This is a genomic window from Cupriavidus sp. SHE, from assembly GCF_000812445.1.
In the GTDB taxonomy this organism is placed as follows: domain Bacteria; phylum Pseudomonadota; class Gammaproteobacteria; order Burkholderiales; family Burkholderiaceae; genus Cupriavidus; species Cupriavidus metallidurans.
This window is the reverse complement of record NZ_JWMB01000062.1, coordinates 1-17,606: the sequence shown is the minus strand read 5'-3', so window position 1 is coordinate 17,606 and position 17,606 is coordinate 1. Positions and strand designations below refer to the sequence as shown.

16 protein-coding genes are annotated in these 17,606 nt (G+C 61.7%); 2 read left to right on the top strand and 14 right to left on the bottom strand.

Annotated features, from left to right (window positions below; translation table 11 throughout):
- Window positions 1–125: 125 nt before the first annotated feature.
- The 3 genes from RN01_RS28110 to ppsA all read right to left on the bottom strand — a co-directional run bounded on the left by RN01_RS28110 (window position 126) and on the right by ppsA (window position 4,114).
- Entirely contained in the window at window positions 126–1,064 is a 939-nt protein-coding gene (locus RN01_RS28110) for an SPFH domain-containing protein (RefSeq protein ID WP_017515164.1), read from the bottom strand.
- A 49-nt stretch (window positions 1,065–1,113) separates the two neighbouring features.
- Entirely contained in the window at window positions 1,114–1,548 is a 435-nt protein-coding gene (locus tag RN01_RS28105; protein WP_011516203.1) for an NfeD family protein, read from the bottom strand.
- A gap of 181 nt (window positions 1,549–1,729) precedes the next feature.
- Window positions 1,730–4,114, bottom strand: a complete 2,385-nt coding sequence (ppsA, locus tag RN01_RS28100; protein ID WP_024570852.1) for a phosphoenolpyruvate synthase — start codon at window positions 4,112–4,114, stop codon at window positions 1,730–1,732.
- 256 nt (window positions 4,115–4,370) lie between these two features.
- Here ppsA and RN01_RS28095 point away from each other — a divergent pair, with 256 nt between their 5' ends.
- A complete protein-coding gene (locus tag RN01_RS28095; protein ID WP_024570853.1) occupies window positions 4,371–5,300 on the top strand; it encodes a pyruvate, water dikinase regulatory protein in 930 nt (309 codons plus the stop codon).
- 89 nt (window positions 5,301–5,389) lie between these two features.
- Window positions 5,390–5,929, top strand: coding sequence for a hypothetical protein (locus RN01_RS28090; protein WP_017513403.1), 540 nt, complete (start codon window positions 5,390–5,392; stop codon window positions 5,927–5,929).
- Window positions 5,930–5,962: 33 nt separating this feature from the next.
- Here RN01_RS28090 and RN01_RS28085 read toward each other — a convergent pair whose 3' ends face one another.
- From RN01_RS28085 to RN01_RS28035, 11 genes are all read right to left on the bottom strand, one after another.
- Complete coding sequence (locus tag RN01_RS28085) at window positions 5,963–6,751, bottom strand: RNA methyltransferase (protein ID WP_024570854.1); 789 nt, start codon at window positions 6,749–6,751, stop codon at window positions 5,963–5,965.
- Between the two features lie 9 nt (window positions 6,752–6,760).
- Window positions 6,761–7,441: a ribonuclease HII gene (gene rnhB, locus RN01_RS28080; RefSeq protein ID WP_017513402.1), complete on the bottom strand. Its 681-nt coding sequence runs from the start codon at window positions 7,439–7,441 to the stop codon at window positions 6,761–6,763.
- Window positions 7,441–8,646, bottom strand: a complete 1,206-nt coding sequence (lpxB, locus tag RN01_RS28075; protein ID WP_011516197.1) for a lipid-A-disaccharide synthase — start codon at window positions 8,644–8,646, stop codon at window positions 7,441–7,443. The genes rnhB and lpxB overlap by 1 nt, the downstream gene beginning before the upstream one ends.
- A gap of 12 nt (window positions 8,647–8,658) precedes the next feature.
- Window positions 8,659–9,462: an acyl-ACP--UDP-N-acetylglucosamine O-acyltransferase gene (gene lpxA, locus RN01_RS28070; protein WP_017513401.1), complete on the bottom strand. Its 804-nt coding sequence runs from the start codon at window positions 9,460–9,462 to the stop codon at window positions 8,659–8,661.
- Window positions 9,463–9,501: 39 nt separating this feature from the next.
- Entirely contained in the window at window positions 9,502–9,954 is a 453-nt protein-coding gene (gene fabZ / locus RN01_RS28065; protein WP_008652053.1) for a 3-hydroxyacyl-ACP dehydratase FabZ, read from the bottom strand.
- Entirely contained in the window at window positions 9,951–11,060 is a 1,110-nt protein-coding gene (gene lpxD, locus RN01_RS28060; protein ID WP_017513400.1) for a UDP-3-O-(3-hydroxymyristoyl)glucosamine N-acyltransferase, read from the bottom strand. Before lpxD ends, fabZ begins: the two co-directional genes overlap by 4 nt.
- 52 nt (window positions 11,061–11,112) lie before the next feature.
- Window positions 11,113–11,646 (bottom strand): OmpH family outer membrane protein, encoded by a 534-nt coding sequence (locus tag RN01_RS28055; RefSeq protein ID WP_011516194.1) that lies wholly within the window; start codon window positions 11,644–11,646, stop codon window positions 11,113–11,115.
- A gap of 21 nt (window positions 11,647–11,667) precedes the next feature.
- Window positions 11,668–13,977, bottom strand: a complete 2,310-nt coding sequence (bamA, locus tag RN01_RS28050; RefSeq protein ID WP_008652050.1) for an outer membrane protein assembly factor BamA — start codon at window positions 13,975–13,977, stop codon at window positions 11,668–11,670.
- Window positions 13,978–14,119: 142 nt separating this feature from the next.
- The gene (gene rseP / locus RN01_RS28045; protein WP_024570855.1) at window positions 14,120–15,511 is read right to left on the bottom strand and encodes an RIP metalloprotease RseP; all 1,392 of its coding nucleotides are present in this window, start codon (window positions 15,509–15,511) and stop codon (window positions 14,120–14,122) included.
- 41 nt (window positions 15,512–15,552) lie between these two features.
- Complete coding sequence (gene ispC, locus RN01_RS28040) at window positions 15,553–16,731, bottom strand: 1-deoxy-D-xylulose-5-phosphate reductoisomerase (RefSeq protein ID WP_024570856.1); 1,179 nt, start codon at window positions 16,729–16,731, stop codon at window positions 15,553–15,555.
- Window positions 16,732–16,762: 31 nt separating this feature from the next.
- Window positions 16,763–17,584 carry a phosphatidate cytidylyltransferase gene (locus tag RN01_RS28035; RefSeq protein ID WP_039016806.1) on the bottom strand — a complete coding sequence of 274 codons (822 nt, stop codon included), beginning with the start codon at window positions 17,582–17,584 and terminating at the stop codon, window positions 16,763–16,765.
- Between the last annotated feature and the right edge of the window lie 22 nt (window positions 17,585–17,606).

Sequence of the window (17,606 nt, the reverse complement as noted above, 5' to 3'; positions counted from 1 at the left end):
CAGTGTCCAGTTTGCGCTGGAATGGCCGTCCAGATTGCCGTGGAATCAGTGTCCAGTTTGCCGTGGAATGGGTGTCCAGTTTGGCGCGGAAAACGCACCTACTACCTATTGGTCCCATTCGGCACTCAGACGGCCTTCTCCGTCTTCTGGCCCTTCACAATCTGCAGCGCGGACGCGATCATCGAACTCATCTCGCCAAGGTTGCCCGGCACGATCAATGTGTTGCCCTGCTTGGCCAGGTTGCCAAACGCCGCCACATACTCCTCCGCGACCTTGAGGTTGACTGCCTCGGAACCGCCCTCGCCCCGGATCGCATGACCGATTTTCTCGATCGCCTGCGCATTTGCCTCGGCCACGGCCAGAATCGCGGACGCCTCACCTTGGGCCTTGTTGATAGCCGCCTGCCTCTCACCCTCTGACTTCTGGATCGCCGCCTCGCGCGCGCCAGACGCCAGATTGATCTGCTCCTGCCGCTTGCCTTCCGATGCAGCAATCAGCGCGCGCTTTTCGCGCTCGGCAGTGATCTGCGCCTGCATGGCATGGAGAATTTCCTTGGGCGGCGTCAGATCCTTGATCTCGTAGCGCAGCACCTTCACACCCCAGTTTGCCGCGGCCTCATCCAGCGCATTGACCACGCTGTGGTTGATGAACTCGCGCTCCTCGAAGGTCTTATCGAGTTCCAGCTTGCCGATCACCGAGCGCAGCGTGGTCTGTGACAGTTGCGTAATGGCCACCACGAAATTGCTCGAGCCATAGGACGCCTTCATCGGGTCGGTTACCTGGAAGTACAGCACACCATCCACCTGCAATTGCGTGTTGTCCTTCGTAATGCAAACCTGGCTCGGCACATCGAGCGGGATTTCCTTGAGGATGTGCTTGTAGGCCACTCGATCGATGAAAGGCACGACCACGGTGAGGCCTGGTGTCAGCGTGGCGTGATAGCGCCCCAGACGCTCCAGTACCCACGCGTGCTGCTGCGGCACGATCTTGACCGACTTCGCAATCAGCACGATGGCGGCAATGAGCAGGATCAGCGGAAACAAACCTAGCTGATAGGCAAGCATATATACGACTCCCTTCGAAAGGATTGACGACTGGGTAATGCGGAAGAAGTCAGGCCGTGTAGTGACGCGCCACGATCAACGTGGCTCCACGCACTTCGACAATGCGATAGCGGCCCGGTTTCGGCTCGGCGCCCGGTGCCAGCTCCACGGTCCAATCCGCGCCGCGGTAGGGCACGCGCGCGCGACGGGAATCGTCCCAGGCGGGCACTTCGAGTTCCTGACCAATATCGAGATTGACGTCCGGATTGGATGCGGCGTCGCGGCGCCTCAGCTTGCCAAAGCGCGTGCGGCGTAACAACACGATGCCAATGATCGCAACCAGCGCGGCGGCGACCGTCTGTATTGGCTCGTCAGCACCCAGCAGCGCAGCCACACCGCCTGCGGCAACCCCGAGGGCGATCATCAGCAAATAGAAGGTCCCCGTCGCCAGCTCCGCAATCACCAGCACGACCGCAACGGCAAACCAAAGGTAGTACGACGTCATCCCGCTCCTTTCCCGGAGGAAACAAGACACCCCACCCGCAAAAACAAAAACCCCCGCCAAACGCCTACGGCGTCTGCGGGGGCAGATGGAACACCTGCCGCAGGGCCGGTGTCACGCGGCACGCTGGCCGAAGGCCAAGTGCCGTCTATACGTGATCTTCTCTATTGTGACGCGAAATGCCTCACGAAGCCAGTTGCTGCCAGGTTTCGACCACAGAATCAGGATTCAGCGAGATCGACTTGATGCCTTCCTTGGCCAGCCAGACCGCGAAGTCCGGATGATCCGAGGGGCCCTGACCGCAGATGCCAACGTACTTGTTCAGGCGCAGCGCCGTCGAAATGGCGCGCTGCAGCATGAAACGCACTGCCGGATCACGCTCGTCGAAGTCCTTCGCAAGCAGTTCCATGCCCGAGTCGCGATCGAGACCCAGCGTCAGCTGCGTCAGGTCGTTCGAGCCGATCGAGAAACCGTCGAAGAACTGCAGGAACTCCTCCGCCAGGATCGCGTTGGACGGCACTTCGCACATCATGATGATGCGCAGACCGTTCTCACCGCGCTTCAGGCCGTGCTTGGCCAGCAGTTCGATCACGCGCTCGGCCTGGCCCAGCGTGCGCACGAACGGCACCATGATCTCGACGTTGGTCAGGCCCATCTCGTCGCGCACGCGCTTCATGGCCTTGCATTCCATCTCAAACGCTTCGGCGAAGTCGTCGGAGATGTAGCGCGAAGCACCACGGAAGCCCAGCATCGGGTTCTCTTCGTCCGGCTCGTAGCGCGAACCGCCGATCAGCTTCTTGTACTCATTCGACTTGAAGTCCGACAGGCGCACGATCACAGGCTTCGGATAGAACGCGGCACCAATTGTCGCAATGCCTTCCGCCAGTTTGTCGACATAGAACGCACGCGGGCTGGCGTGGCCACGCGCCACCGATTCCACGGCCTTCTTCAGATCGGCATCGACTTGCGGATAGTCGAGGATCGCCTTCGGGTGAACACCAATGTTGTTGTTGATGATGAACTCGAGCCGGGCCAGGCCGACGCCGTGGTTCGGGATCTGCGCGAAGTCGAACGCCAGTTGGGGATTGCCAACGTTCATCATGATCTTGGTCGCGATCTCGGGCATCTCGCCGCGCTGGACCTCGGTCACTTCGGTCTCGAGCAGACCATCGTAAATCCGGCCCTCGTCACCCTCGGCGCAAGACACCGTTACCAGCGTGCCATCCTTCAGCAAGTCGGTCGCATCGCCACAACCCACCACAGCGGGCACGCCCAGTTCACGCGCGATGATCGCAGCGTGGCAGGTACGGCCACCACGGTTGGTCACGATTGCCGCAGCGCGCTTCATCACCGGCTCCCAGTTCGGGTCGGTCATGTCGGCCACCAGCACGTCACCAGGTTGCACGCGCTCCATCTCGGATGGATCGTTGATCACGCGCACCGGACCCGTACCGATCTTCTGGCCGATCGCACGACCGCTGGTCAGCACCGGCGCCGTGCCCTTGAGCTTGAAGCGCTGCTCGGCCTTGCCGGCCGACTGGCTCTTCACAGTCTCCGGGCGGGCCTGCAGGATGTAGATCTTGCCATCCTTGCCGTCCTTGCCCCACTCGATGTCCATCGGACGGCCGTAGTGCTTCTCGATGATCATTGCGTAACGCGCGAGTTCGGCCACGTCGTCATCGGTGACCGAATAGCGATTGCGCAGTTCAGGCGGCACGTCCACGGTCTTCACGCGGCCAGCTTCGCCCGGCTTCGTGAATTCCATCTTGATCAGCTTCGAACCGATCGAACGGCGGATGATCGGGTACTTGCCCGCTTGCAGCATCGGCTTGAAGACGTAGAATTCGTCCGGGTTCACCGCGCCCTGCACAACCGTTTCGCCCAGGCCGTAGCTCGACGTGATGAAGACCACATCGGGGAAGCCCGATTCGGTATCGATCGTGAACATCACGCCCGAGGACGCCAGATCCGAACGCACCATGCGCTGGACGCCGGCGGAGAGCGCCACCACGTCATGCGCAAAGCCCTTGTGCACGCGGTACGAGATAGCGCGGTCGTTGTAGAGCGAGGCGAACACGTGCTTGATCTTGTCCAGCACGTCGTCGATGCCGCTGACGTTGAGGTATGACTCCTGCTGGCCGGCGAACGATGCATCGGGCAAATCTTCGGCCGTGGCCGAAGAACGCACTGCGAACGATGCCTCGGCACCTTCGCGAGCCGACACGCGTGCGTAATGCTCGCGGATCTCTGCCTCCAGACGCGGCTGAAACGGCGCCGCGGCTACCCAGCCACGAATCTCGGCACCGGCTTCCGCCAAGGCCTTGACGTCGTCGACGTTGAGCGTCTTCAAACGTTCGGAGATGCGGCTGGTCAGGTTATTGTGCGCAAGAAAGTCGCGGAATGCGAGCGCGGTCGTGGCGAAACCGCCCGGAACGCGAACGCCGGCACCGGCGAGCTGGGAGATCATTTCCCCCAACGACGAGTTCTTGCCGCCGACGACTTCCACGTCCTGCATCCGTAGCTGCTCGAACGGCAGCACGTAGGCGCCGGTATCTACCTGGTTGGTCATAAAAGCCTCAAAACAAAGTAAGAAATCTTTTGCACCGACCGGCATATTGTTGGCGTTCTGTTCCCGGCGGATCGCTTGGCTGAGCAATTCCGTGTGCTATCGGCGGCACCGATGCTGCGGCGCACATTGTCGACAATCCGGCCTGAAATCGTTGCCTGGCCGGCATTGGCGGAATTGCTTAGCCAAAAGATCGCCGCTATTCTACCGTGCCGCATCGCACTTTCGCGTAGCCGCGGCTTCAAATAATTGTTCAGACATGTCCCTGCCCGAAACGCCTGAAGGCACACAACCGCTGGCACAGTCCACGGCCGCCTCTGGCGCGACCGACGCCACCGCTCAGTCCGCTGAGGTCCCCGCCACGAATCGCCCTGCAGTGCGCACGGTCTTTATCGTGTCGGATGGCACCGGCATCACAGCCGAAACGTTCAGCCATTCGATCCTGGCCCAGTTCGAGATGCGGTTCCGCAAAGTGCGTATGCCGTTTGTCGATACGCCCGATAAGGCACATGTGGCCGTCGGCAAGATCAACGAGGCGTTCTATAACGAGGGCGTTCCGCCGATCGTGTTCACCACGCTGGTCAACGCCGAATCCAACAAGGCGATTCGCCGGGCCAAGGCGATGATCCTCGACATGTTCCAGACCTTCATCGAGCCACTCGAGAAGGAACTGGGCCTGAAGTCCACCCATGCCATCGGCCGTTTCCACCAGAATGCGGACACCGAGGCCTATAAGAACCGTATCGAGGCGATCAACTTCTCGCTGGCGCACGACGACGGCCAGTCGCACAAGAACCTCGAAGACGCCGATGTGATCCTGGTTGGCGTGTCGCGCAGCGGCAAGACGCCGACCAGCCTGTATCTTGCGATGCAGTACGGCCTCAAGGCGGCGAACTATCCGCTGATTCCTGACGATTTCGAGCGAGGCCGCCTGCCCTCGGCGCTGTATGCATACAAGCAGAAGATATTCGGCCTCTCCATCGATCCGCAGCGGCTGACGGAAATCCGCAACGAGCGGCGTCCGGGCAGCAAGTACGCAGCCGTGGAGAACTGCCGCTACGAAGTCAATGAAGCGGAGTCGATGATGCGCCGTGAAGGCATCAAATGGCTGTCGTCGACACACAAGTCGATCGAAGAAATCGCCACGACGATCCTCCAGGAAATCAAGGTCGATCGGGACAACTATTAATAGCGGTGGCGTTTTCAGAATCGCCCCCTATCGGCGCTGCACCGATAGGGGCACGATGAAGGCTGTTCCAACATGCCTGCATCGGATAGATGTTCTTCATGACAGCGGATCGTCAGCCCCTCCCGCCAAACCGGGCTGCAGGCCGGAAAGCGCCCAACGAACTGGCGTATTCGGGCTCTTCTCACGCCCTGAAGGCTGCGGGCCTGGTCTTCAGCGGCGTCGCACTGTCGTTGGCCGGGATCTTCGCCATCATCGAGTATTCATCCAGCCATTCGCGGGCACTGATCGCTGCGGACATCAAGACCGTTTCAGCCGAGGTCAGGGCAATCAATGCTAGGCTGGACTCCCAGCAGGCCACCACAGACCAGCGATTCAATCGGGTCGTGCAGCGCCTCGACAAGTTGGACGAGCGCTTTGAGCGGATCGACGAGCGCTTCGAGAGTCTCGAATCGAAGTTCGACTTGAAGCTTGAGCACCTCGAGACCAGATTCGATTCGAAACTGGAGCGCCTCGAAACCAAGCTCGACCAGAAACTCGACAACGTAGCGGAGCTGCTACTTCAGTTGGTGTCTCAGAAGGCAGAACAGCCCACCGGCACCGAACAGCCGGCTGCCGGGCGAGCCAGATAACTCAGCCCACCGCCAAGCCGCTTGGGGTCTGTGCTATCCGCCACTAGCGCGGCGTTGCCGGACGGCTTCAAACAGGCAGACCGCCGTTGCGGCGGCCACATTCAGCGACTCCAAACCTCCAGGCTGCGGAATGCCAACCGTACGGGAAACATGCGCCATCCACTCGGGGCTGACTCCTCCCCCTTCATTGCCAATCACCCAGCCAACCGGCTGGCGCAAATCTGTATCGAACACCGCGGCATCCGCATGGGATGACGTCGCCAGTAACGGCACTGCCAGCCGGCTCTCAAGCATCTCAAGCGTGCAATGTTCGACGATATTCAAGTGGAAGTTCGCGCCCATACCGGCACGCAACGTCTTGACCGACCAGGCGAATGCGCAACCTTTGGTCAGGAACGCATGTGGAATGCCAGCGGCCGCAGCGCTTCGAAGAATCGAGCCTACATTGCCCGCATCCTGCAGACCATCCAGAATGATGCAATCGGTATCGATTGTTGCCGGGAGGTGGCCGGCCGGCGTTTCGATCACCAGCATCAGGTCGACGCCGTTGACCACGCTGCTGATCTGCGCGAACAACTCATCAGCCAATACAACCAGCTTGTCCGAGTCGATCTTCTCGAGCAGCGCGCGCACCTCGGCGTGGTCATAATGGCGCTCGCTCACCACGCAGCTCGCGGGCTGCCCAAGTGCAGCCACATAGGCCTGCGCGAGATGGATGCCATCGAGCACGGACTGCCCCGCCTTGCGGCGCTGGTGCGTGGACCCTGTCAGGGCTTTTAACTGTTTGAACAGCGCGTTGTCGCGCGAAGTGACATGCTTCAAGTGTCTGCCTCAGAAAGGCGGCGCTTCGGACGACATGGTGCGCACCATGCCACGCTCAAGCACCTTGCGCACCGGCGCAAACGAACGCCGATGATGCGGCGTCGCGCCGAATTGTTCGAGCGCGGTGAAATGCTGTGGCGTCGGGTAGCCAAAGTGAGAGTCGAACCCGTACTCAGGGTACTCCTGGTGCAGCTTCAACAGTTCACGATCGCGCGCCACCTTCGCCAGGATCGAAGCCGCGGAAATTGCCCGTACCTTGGCATCACCCTTGACGATAGCCTCGACCGGGAACGCCACCTGCGGACAACGATTACCATCGACCTGCACGAGATCGGGGATGACACCGCTCGCGGCCAACCCCTGCACCGCCCGCTGCATAGCGAGCATCGATGCGTGAAGGATATTGATCGAATCGATCTCCTCAACCGACGCGGATGCGATATGCCATCCCAGCGCGTGTTCGCAGATGCGATCGAACAGTGCCTCGCGCTTTTCCGCACTGAGGATCTTCGAGTCGGCCAAACCGCGGATTTGCCGCGCGGGATTCAACACCACAGCCGCAGCGTAAACGGGACCCGCCAAGGGGCCACGCCCAGCCTCGTCGACCCCACACAAGCGCTGCACCACGGCAACGGTTTGAGTCAGTTCCAGGCCCAACTGGCTAGAAGCCGCAGCGTTCGTTCGCGCCATCAGACCACTCCACGGCTGCGCATCAGATCGACGACCACGCCGGCAGCCAGCTTCGCCGTGTCGCGCTTCAGGGTTTCGTGCATCGTCGTGAAATGCTGCCGCAGGAACGCAATATTGCCCTCGTCATTGAGTTGCAGCAGCGTCTCACGCGCCAGCGCCTCCGGCGTCGCGTCGTCCTGTAGGAGTTCGGGAACAACAAAGCGTCCCGACAGGATATTGGGCAGCCCGACATACGGCAGATAACCCTGCCGTTTCATGATCTGCGCCGTCAGCCAGGGCACCTTGTACGAGATCACCATGGGCTTCTTGTACAGCGCAGCCTCGAGCGTTGCCGTGCCACTTGCAAGCAGCACCACGTCGGCGGATTCCATCGCAAGATGCGATTGGCCGTCAACCACGGTCAGGTCGATATCCGGATACTGAGCGTGCAAGCCCGCAACGATCTCCCGCAGCGGTGCGCTGGCAACAGGCAGCACGAAAGCAAGGTTGCCGTCCATGCGATGCATACGGTCCATCGCGGCGAAGAACGTCGCGCCGAGGTTGCGCACCTCTGACTGCCGACTGCCAGGCAACACCGCCACGATCCGCTTGCCTTCCGGCAAAGCCAGCTTCGCCCTCGCACCCGCAACGTCGGGCACCATCGGGATTACGTCCGCTAGCGGATGGCCGACGTAGGTCGCCGGAATGCCAGCCTTCGCATAGATCTCGGGCTCGAACGGGAACAGGCAGAGGATATGGTCCACGGCCCGCGCTATCGTGCGGATGCGGCCTCCGCGCCAGGCCCAGATCGACGGGCTGACAAAATGGACAACCGGAATGCCCGCGCGGCGCAGCGGCACTTCCAGACCGAAGTTGAAGTCGGGAGCATCGACGCCGATGAAGCATAGCGGCGGTCGCGCCAGCAATTGCTCGCGAATCTCACGCCGCGTGGCCAGAATTTCGCGTAGCGAGCCCAGTACCTCGACATAGCCATTGACCGATAGCGTTTCCATCGGCCAATGCGAGACAAATCCCTGCGCCATCATGCGATGGCCACCGATACCGGCGTAATCCACCGATTCGCCAAGCCTCGCGCGCAGGCCTTCCAGCAGCAGCGAAGCGAGCAGGTCGCCAGATGCCTCACCGGCAACCATGGCGATACTACCTCGCTTGTTCCCATTAGCACCCGCATCGGCGGGAAGCACTGCCTGCACGGTGTCGACCATGTCGCGCCGGAATCAGCGAACGATACCGCGCTGGGTCGCGGCGAGGAACTCCACGAACGCCTGCAGCGGCACAGCGGTAGTGGCGTCGACCTGACCTAGCATCGCCGTGATTTCCGCCCGCGCGTCGTCGAAGCTCAGATCAGACTTGTACAGCAACTTGTACGCCTGACGCAGCGCCGCGATCTGGCCAGCATCGAATCCGCGACGACGCAGACCTTCGACGTTGATTCCGTGCGGGGTCGCCTTATTGCCATTCTTGTCGCTGGCCGCGATGACGAAAGGCGGCACGTCCTGCACCAATGCCGAAGCACCGCCAAGCATCGCGTGGGCACCGATGCGGACGTACTGGTGCACGCCGCTCATGCCGCCCAGAATTGCCCAGTCCCCGACCTCCACGTGGCCGGCGATCTGTGCATTGCTGGAGAACACCGTGTGGTTGCCCACAGAGCAGTCGTGTGCGATGTGCACGTAGGCCATGATCCAGTTGTCGTTACCAAGACTGGTCACGCCACGATCCTGCACGGTGCCCGTGTGGATCGTCGTGAATTCGCGAATCGTGTTGCGATCGCCGATCACGAGCTGCGTCGGCTCGTTGGCGTACTTCATATCCTGCGGCACGCCGCCCACGGAGGCATACGGACCAATGCGGTTACCGGCGCCGATCGTGGTGTGGCCTTCGACCGTGCTATGGGAACCGATCCGCGTGCCGCTACCGATCCGCACATTCGGGCCGACGATCGAAAACGGGCCGACGGTAACATCGTCAGCCAGTTCCGCCTTCGGATCGACTAGTGCGGTGGGATGGATTTGCGTCATACGTGCTGTCCTGTGGTCTGTTCTGCTTGGGGTCGGTGCTTAGCCTTCGGCTTGCTTCACGGTGCACATCAGTTCGGCCTCGCAGGCCACCTCACCGTCCACGGTCGCGCTGGCCTTGAACTTCCAGATTCCGCGGATATATCGCTCCACGGTCACGTTCAAGTGAAGCTGATCGCCCGGATACACCACGCGCTTGAAGCGCGCGCCGTCGATCCCGACGAAGTAATACAACGCACCTTCCTTGCGCTCCATATCGGCGCCGAACGTCAGAAGCCCGGCGGACTGAGCCAGCGCCTCAAGGATCATGACGCCCGGCATCACGGGTTGGTCCGGGAAGTGGCCCATGAAGTACGGTTCGTTGATCGTCACGTTCTTCAGGGTCTTGATCCGCTTCTGCGGTTCGAACTCGAGCACACGGTCGACCAGCAGGATCGGATACCGATGCGGCAGCAGCTTCAGGATCTTGCGGATATCGATTTCGGATGCGGTCATGATGATTTCTCTTCGTCTTGTTTGTTCTGTGCGGGGGCGTTGTTTTCACCGCGCAGCCTGCGTTCCAGTTGCACGACACGTTCGCGCAGCTTTGATAAGCCACGTACGATTGCCGCGTTTCGCTCCCACTCGCCATGCGACGTGAACGGGAACACGCTCGTGTAATGCCCACCGGGTTTAGTAATCGATTTGGTAATCGACGTACCGCCGGACACTGTGGTCCGGTCAGCGATATTCAAATGGCCAGAAAAGTTGGCCGCGCCGCCGATCACGCAGAACCGGCCAATCTTTGTGCTACCCGAAACCGCAGCCGTTCCCGCGATAACGGTATGGGCACCCACATGCACGTTATGCGCGATCTGCACCTGATTGTCGATCTTGCAGCCGTCCTCGATCACCGTGTCAGCCATCGCGCCACGATCCACAGCCGTATTGGCGCCAATCTCCACGTCATTGCCGAGCACCGCGCGTCCCACCTGGGGAATCTTGACGTACTCGACACCCGTCGGTCCGATGTCTGGCGCAAAACCAAAGCCATCTGCACCAATCACCGCCCCGCTATGCAGGATGTTGCGCGCGCCAATCACGCAACGATGATATACAGAAACATTGGCGTAGATGAGCGTATCTTCGCCGATCTCCGCGCTTGCGCCGATAAAGGCATTTGCGAGGATCCGAACACGCTCGCCGAGCCGGGCGCCGGACTCGATCACTACGTTCGGGCCGATAAAACAGGATGCCGGGACCACCGCATCGGGCGCCACGCTGGCACTGGGATCGATCCCAGTACGTGAGTCGGCATTGGCGGCGCGGTCGAAGCGCTGCGCAACACGGGCAAAGCAGACGTAGGGATTCCGTGCCACCAGCCAATTACGCCCTTCGGCTTGCCCATCCGCACGAATGCGTTCAAGGTCTGCCGGCGACACGATGACGGCGCCTGCGGCCGAGGCGAGCGCCTGTGGCAAATACAGCGGATTGGAGAGGAAAGACAGGTCGCCAGGACCAGCCTGGTCTAGCGGCGCCAGGCCGACTACGGCCAGGTCGGGATCACCCACAACCTGCGCGCCGTTCTCGGTGGCGAGCTGACCCAGTGTGGGTGTCTTCATGGCAGTACTTCCTTGAGAATCGAAACGGCAGACGACGCTTTGGCGCCGTCGCTTACTTGCCCGTGCTGCCGGCGTTCAGCGCCTTCATCACGTCATCGGTGATGTCGATGCGCGGATTCACGTAAACGGCTTCCTGAACGATCAGATCATACTTGCGCTGCTCGGCGATCTGACGAATCACGCGGTTGGCGCGCTCCAGCACCTGTGCCAGTTCCTCGTTACGGCGCTGGTTCAGATCCTCGCGAAACTCACGCTGCTTGCGCTGGAATTCGCGATCGAGATCGGCCACTTCGCGCTGACGGCGCTGGCGGTCCGAGTCGGCGAGCACGGCCGTGTCCTTGTCGAGCTTGTCAGCCATGGCCTTGATCTTCTGGGCCATATCCTGCAGTTCACGGTCACGCTTGGAGAATTCCTGCTCAAGCTTGACCTGCGCGGCCTTCGCGGGCTGCGAATCGCGCAGGATACGTTCCGAGTTGACCGCAGCAATGCGCGCCTCCTGAGCCATCGCCGGGGCCGCCGCGCACAAGGCCGCAGCGGCCAGCGCGGCCGCGCTCAGGGATTTCGCCAGTGGAGTGTAAATTTTCATCAAACAAATCCTCTGTGGGGATCAGAACGCGGTACCGATCTGGAACTGGAAGCGTTGAACCTTGTCAGTTTCGTCCTTCTTCAGCGGGAAGCCCATGCTGACCTTCAGCGGACCGATCGGCGAAAGCCACGACATACCGAAACCGGTCGAATACTTCAGATCGCTGAACGAAAGCGGCGCCCCTTCCTGGTAGACGTTACCGAAGTCGAAGAACGTGAACAGTCGCAGCGTGCGGTCAACACCCGAGCCAGGCAGCGGGAACACGAACTCCACGTTGCCGATCATCTTCGATGCGCCACCCACCGGGTTACCGTTCTGGTCCTTCGGACCGAGCGTGCTGGTCTGGTAGCCACGCACCGAGCCGATACCGCCGGCGTAGAAGTACTTGAACACCGGGAACGGTGTATTGCCATAACCGTGACCATAGGCCACTTCACCGTTGAAGGCCAGCGTGAAGGACTTCGACAGCGGATAGAAGTACTGCTGCTGCAGGCTTGCGCGATAGTACTGCGTGTCGCCGCCCGGAACACCCACTTCCAGGTTGGCCTGCGTGTACGGACCCTTGGTCGGAATCAGTGCGCTGTCGCGGCGATCCCGTGCCCAGCCGATCGTGAACGGGAAGTTGTTGATCGGATCTCCGCTAGCCTTGCCGATCTTCTGCAGCCAGGCCGTGTACTGGTTCGGCGTGTTGGGCGAGGTGTAGACCTGGGTCCGCTCGTAACCGATGCCGAAGAACACCGTGTCGTTCTCCGAGAACGGCACGCCGAACTTGAAGCCACCGCCAGCCGAGACGATCTTGTAGTCCTGATCACCGGTGTAGTACAGCGGGCGCGACGTACGGTAGTAGATGTCTGTCGATCGGCTAATGCCGTCAACCGTAAAATACGGGTCGTATTGCGTCAGCGCAATCGTACGGAACGACTTGGCCGTGTTCACATCCAGGCCCAGGCTGGTACCGGAACCGAACACGTTGTCCTGGCGCAGACCTGCCTGCAGCACGAGCTTATCGGTCGACGAGAAACCCAGACCCAGACTGATCTGGCCGGTCGGCTTCTCCGTCACGTTCACGTTCACGTCGACCTGGTCGGGCGCGCCCGGCACGTCTTCGGTGGTGATGTTGGTGTCAGTAAAGTAGCCCGTCCGGTTGATACGCGCCTGCGACTGCTGGAGCTTTTCGCTATCGAACCACGACGACTCCATCTGGCGCATCTCGCGACGCACCACTTCGTCACGCGTCTTGCTGTTACCCACGACATTCACGCGGCGCACATAGACGCGGCGGCCCGGGTCGACCATCAGGGTCAGCGCCACTTCGCGCTTTTCCTTGTCCACCTGCGGCTGCGGGTTGATCGTCGTAAAGGCGTAGCCGTACGTGCCGAGCAGGTCGGTAATTGCCTTGGTGCTGGCCGTCAGCTTTTCGGACGAGAAGATGTCGCCCTTCTTGAGCTGCAGCAGCTTCTCCATCTCTTCCTGCTTGCCGAGCGTTTCGCCAGCCAGGCGGATGTCGGACACCTTGTATTGGTCCCCTTCGCTGATATTCAGCGTCAGGTAAATGTCCTTCTTGTCCGGCGTGATCGACACTTGCGTCGACTCGATCTGGAATTCGAGGTAGCCGCGATTGAGGTAGTACGAACGCAGCGCCTCCAGGTCAGCCGTCAGCTTCTGCTTCGAATAGAGGTCGTTCTTGGTGTACCAGGAGAGCCAGTTCGGCGTGGAAAGCTGCATTTCATCGCGCAGCGTGCTTTCCTTGAATGCCTTGTTGCCGACGATATTGATCTGGCGGATCTTGGCGACCGGGCCCTCGTCAACGTTGAACACCACCGACACGCGATTGCGGTCAACTGGCGTCACGGTGGTCTGCACCTCGGCGGCATAGTAGCCGCGAGCCACATACTGGCGCTTGAGCTCCTGCTCTGCCTTGTCGATCAGCGCCTTGTCGTAATAGCGGGCCTCGGCCACGCCAACGGCGCGCAGCGAGCGGCGCAGCGTGTCCTTGTCGAATTCCTTGATGCCAACGAACTCCAGCTGCGAGATCGCCGGACGTTCCTCGACCTGGACGACCAGCACGCCGTCTTCGGCGCGGATCTGCACGTCCTTGAAAAAACCGGTGTTATAGAGCGCGCGAATCGCGTCCGCACCCTTGTCGTCGGTGAAAGTTTCGCCAACGCGAACTGGCAGGTAACCAAAGACCGTGCCCGGCTCGACGCGCTGCAGCCCCTCCACACGGATATCCTTGACCACGAACGGATCGGCGGCAAAGCCCGCCGGGCTCCAAGCCGCAATAATGGCACTCGTCAGTAGACCCAGCGAGATGCGCTTATTTCTGATCAAAGTCGATCCCCTCTTCCTCATCGATTTCATGCAGGGCATTGGCTCCAAGCCTGGCAATGCTGGCACGGCCGCCCGATCCCGACGAGGTTCTTCCCCTGGGATACGATCGCCCCCTGCCAACTTGGGCTCCGGCTACGCGAAATTAGCCGCGCGCCAGAAACAGTCGGCTGACGTCATTGAACAAAGCGAGTGAGGTCAGGAGCAAGATGCACGCGATGCCTACCTTCTGCAGCATCGCTTGCCAATGGTCTGGAACAGGCCTGCCAGTCAAAAATTCCACGCAATAATACAGCAAATGCCCACCATCCAGAACCGGAATAGGTAACAAATTCAGCACGCCGAGGCTGACACTGACCAATGCCAGAAAGCTGATAAATGGCTGCCAGCCCATGTTCGCAGCACGTCCCGCATAGTCAGCCACGGTCAGCGGCCCGCTCAAATTCTGCAGGGACGCCTGCCCCACCAGCATCTTGCCGAGCAGTTTCAACGACAGCGCGCTGGTGTTCCAAACCTGGTCCGCAGCCCGCGCCACCGCCTGTACCAGCGGGTACCGGACGATCTCTGTCTGGACGGACTGGTTGAGCGCGGCGCCCAACTTGCCGACCTGCGACCCGCCACGGGCCTCGCCTTCGGGCGCTGGCGCTGCGTCAAGTTTCGCCTTGACGTCCATCCGTTCCCCGGCACGCTCGATACCTAGCGTGACCTCCTGCCCAGGACGGGCACGGACACCACGAATCAGCGCGCTGGCCTGTGTGAGGGGCTGCCCATCCCATGCCACTACCCTGTCGCCGGCCCTGAGCCCGGCGCGCTGCGCCGCGGAATCGGGGACGATCTCGGTAATGGTCACCGGACCGCCCTTGAGGGCCAGGCCCAGAACGGCCAGTGGGTCCTGCTCCGGATCTCCGCCAGTATTCGGAAGGCGTGCCAAGGCAACATCGCGCTCTGCCCCATCGATGCCACGCACCCGCAGTACCGCCCGCGCATCCCCGAAACCCTGGGAAAACACGGCCATGCGCAGATCATTCCAGGAGCGCACGGCTTCAGTATGATCGTTTGCGGTCAACGACAGCACGCGATCGCCGTCCCGCACGCCGGCCTGCGCCGCCAGCGTCCCAGCGGCCGGCGCGGCCACCACCGGCACCGGCTCGCGCATCCCACCCGCGAACAGCACCACGTACAACACGACGGCCAGCAAGAAATTCGCCAGCGGCCCGGCGGCCACGACGACAAAGCGCTTGCCTACCGGCTGGCGATTGAACGCACGAGGCAACTCCGCGGGATCGATCGGCGGATCGGTCTCCGGGTCACGCTCGCGCTCATCCAGCATCTTGACGTAGCCGCCCAGCGGAATTGCCGCCAGCGTCCACTCCGTCTTGTCACGGCCCTTGCCGACCCAACGCACCAACGGACGGCCAAAGCCGATCGAGAAGCGCAACACCTTGACGCCGCAAGCGCGCGCGGCAAGATAGTGCCCCATCTCGTGCACGAAGATCAGGATACAGAGGGCGACGACGAACGCAATTACGGTTTGCATGGCAAATCACCCTTTTCAGAATCTGCCCACGGCGGACTGGTTCAACGGCCAGCCAGGCTTCCCAGCTGCGCCTGCGCGCCGCGACGCGCCGCTGAATCGGCAGCCAGTACGCCCTCGAGCGTATCGGCCGATCCGTCCGCCGGCTGCTCCAGCACGGTTGCCACCACGCGAGCGATATCGGTGAAGCGGATCTTGCCGTTCAGGAACGCTTCCACGGCCACCTCGTTGGCTGCATTTAGCACTGCGGGCGCCACGCCGCCGGCACGCAATGCATCAAAGGCTAGCCCAAGGCATGGGAAGCGCTCAAGGTCTGGAGTCTCAAAATGCAGGCCACCGGCAACCGTGAGGTCGAGCGGCGTTACGCCGGAGTCGATCCGCTCCGGATAGGCCATACCGTAGGCGATGGGTGTCCGCATATCGGGGTTGCCCAGTTGCGCCAGCACAGAGCCGTCCGCGTAGGCCACCATCGAGTGGACAATGCTTTGCGGATGGATCAGCACCTCGATCTTCTCGGCCGGCGCGCCAAACAGCCAGTGCGCCTCGATGACCTCGAGACCCTTGTTCATCATCGTCGCAGAATCGACCGATATCTTCCGCCCCATCACCCACTTCGGATGCGCGCAGGCCTGGTCGGGCGTGATGTCGTGCAGCGTGGACGGATCACGCGTGCGGAACGGGCCACCCGAGGCGGTAAGCAGCACCTTTGATACCCCGGTGCCATAGCGCGGATCACTGGTCGGCAGGCACTGGAAGATGGCGTTGTGTTCGCTGTCGATGGGCAGCAGCGTGGCGCCATGCTCACGCACGGCATCCATGAAGATGCCGCCGGACATCACGAGCGATTCCTTGTTGGCCAGCAGCACACGCTTGCCGGCCCGAGCAGCCGCCAGCGAGGATCGCAGGCCTGCCGCACCAACGATGGCGGCCATTACTGCATCTGTGCCAGCGTCCTCGGCGATGGATTCAAGCGCGGTCTCGCCATAGCTCACCTCGGTGGGAACACCGGCGGCACGCAGCTTGGCTTCGAGTTCACGCGCCGCCTCGGCCGACCCTACCACGGCCCGCGCGGGACGAAACTCCGCGCAGGCGGCCGCCAGCTTGTCGACCTGCCGATGCGCGCTGAGTGCGTGCACAGTGTAGCGATCCGGATGACGCCGAACCACATCAAGTGTGCTCTCGCCGATGGAACCCGTAGCGCCGAGGATGGTGATGCGTTGCATAGAAGCTGGAATGCGAAATCAGATTATTTGTTCAGATCCACGCGAGCAGCAGAGCCGCCAGCGGGAACACCGGGATCAACGCATCGATCCGGTCCAGGATCCCGCCATGGCCGGGCAGCAGACGACTGCTGTCCTTCATGCCGACCTGGCGCTTGAGCAGCGACTCGAACAAGTCGCCGACAATACTGGCCGCAACCAGCAGTGTGGTCAGAATAACCACGAGGCGCAGCCCGCCCTTGTCGGCAACCAACGAGTACCACGTTGGGGCGAATGTGTGCGTCGCGGCCAGCGAGAGCGCCACGATCATCGCCAGCAGCCAGCCGCCAATGGCGCCCTCCCAGGACTTGCCCGGGCTGATCGTGGGTGCCAGCTTGCGCTTGCCGATGGCCTTGCCAACGAAGTATGCGCCGATATCGGCGGCCCAGACCAGCACGGCAGCCGTCAGCAGCACGCCAATGCCCGCAGCCCGAAGCACCATGACGGCGTGACCGAAGGCCGGCAGCATGATCAGCCCCAGAACGACGCCAAGCGCCGTGAACGCCGGGGTGGCAGTTCGCACGCCGCGCGCCATCAGCACCAGCGCCACACCCCAGGCAATCAGGGACGCCTCCAGCAGCCACGTCACCGCGTCACGCTGCGGCGCATCATGCCATCCGATCAGGACCAGCAGGCAAGCTACGGCGTACACATAGGGCCAGGCCCCGCGCAACCCGATCAGGCGACCAAACTCCCAGCCGCCCAGCAGCACGATGACGGCGACCAGCCCCGCCAGTGCCGCCGGCGGCGCCAGGAACAGGATCGGCAGGATCAACAGCAACAGGCATACGGCGGTGATGACGCGGGGAAGGAGCATGTGCGCTGTGGGTTCCCGTGAG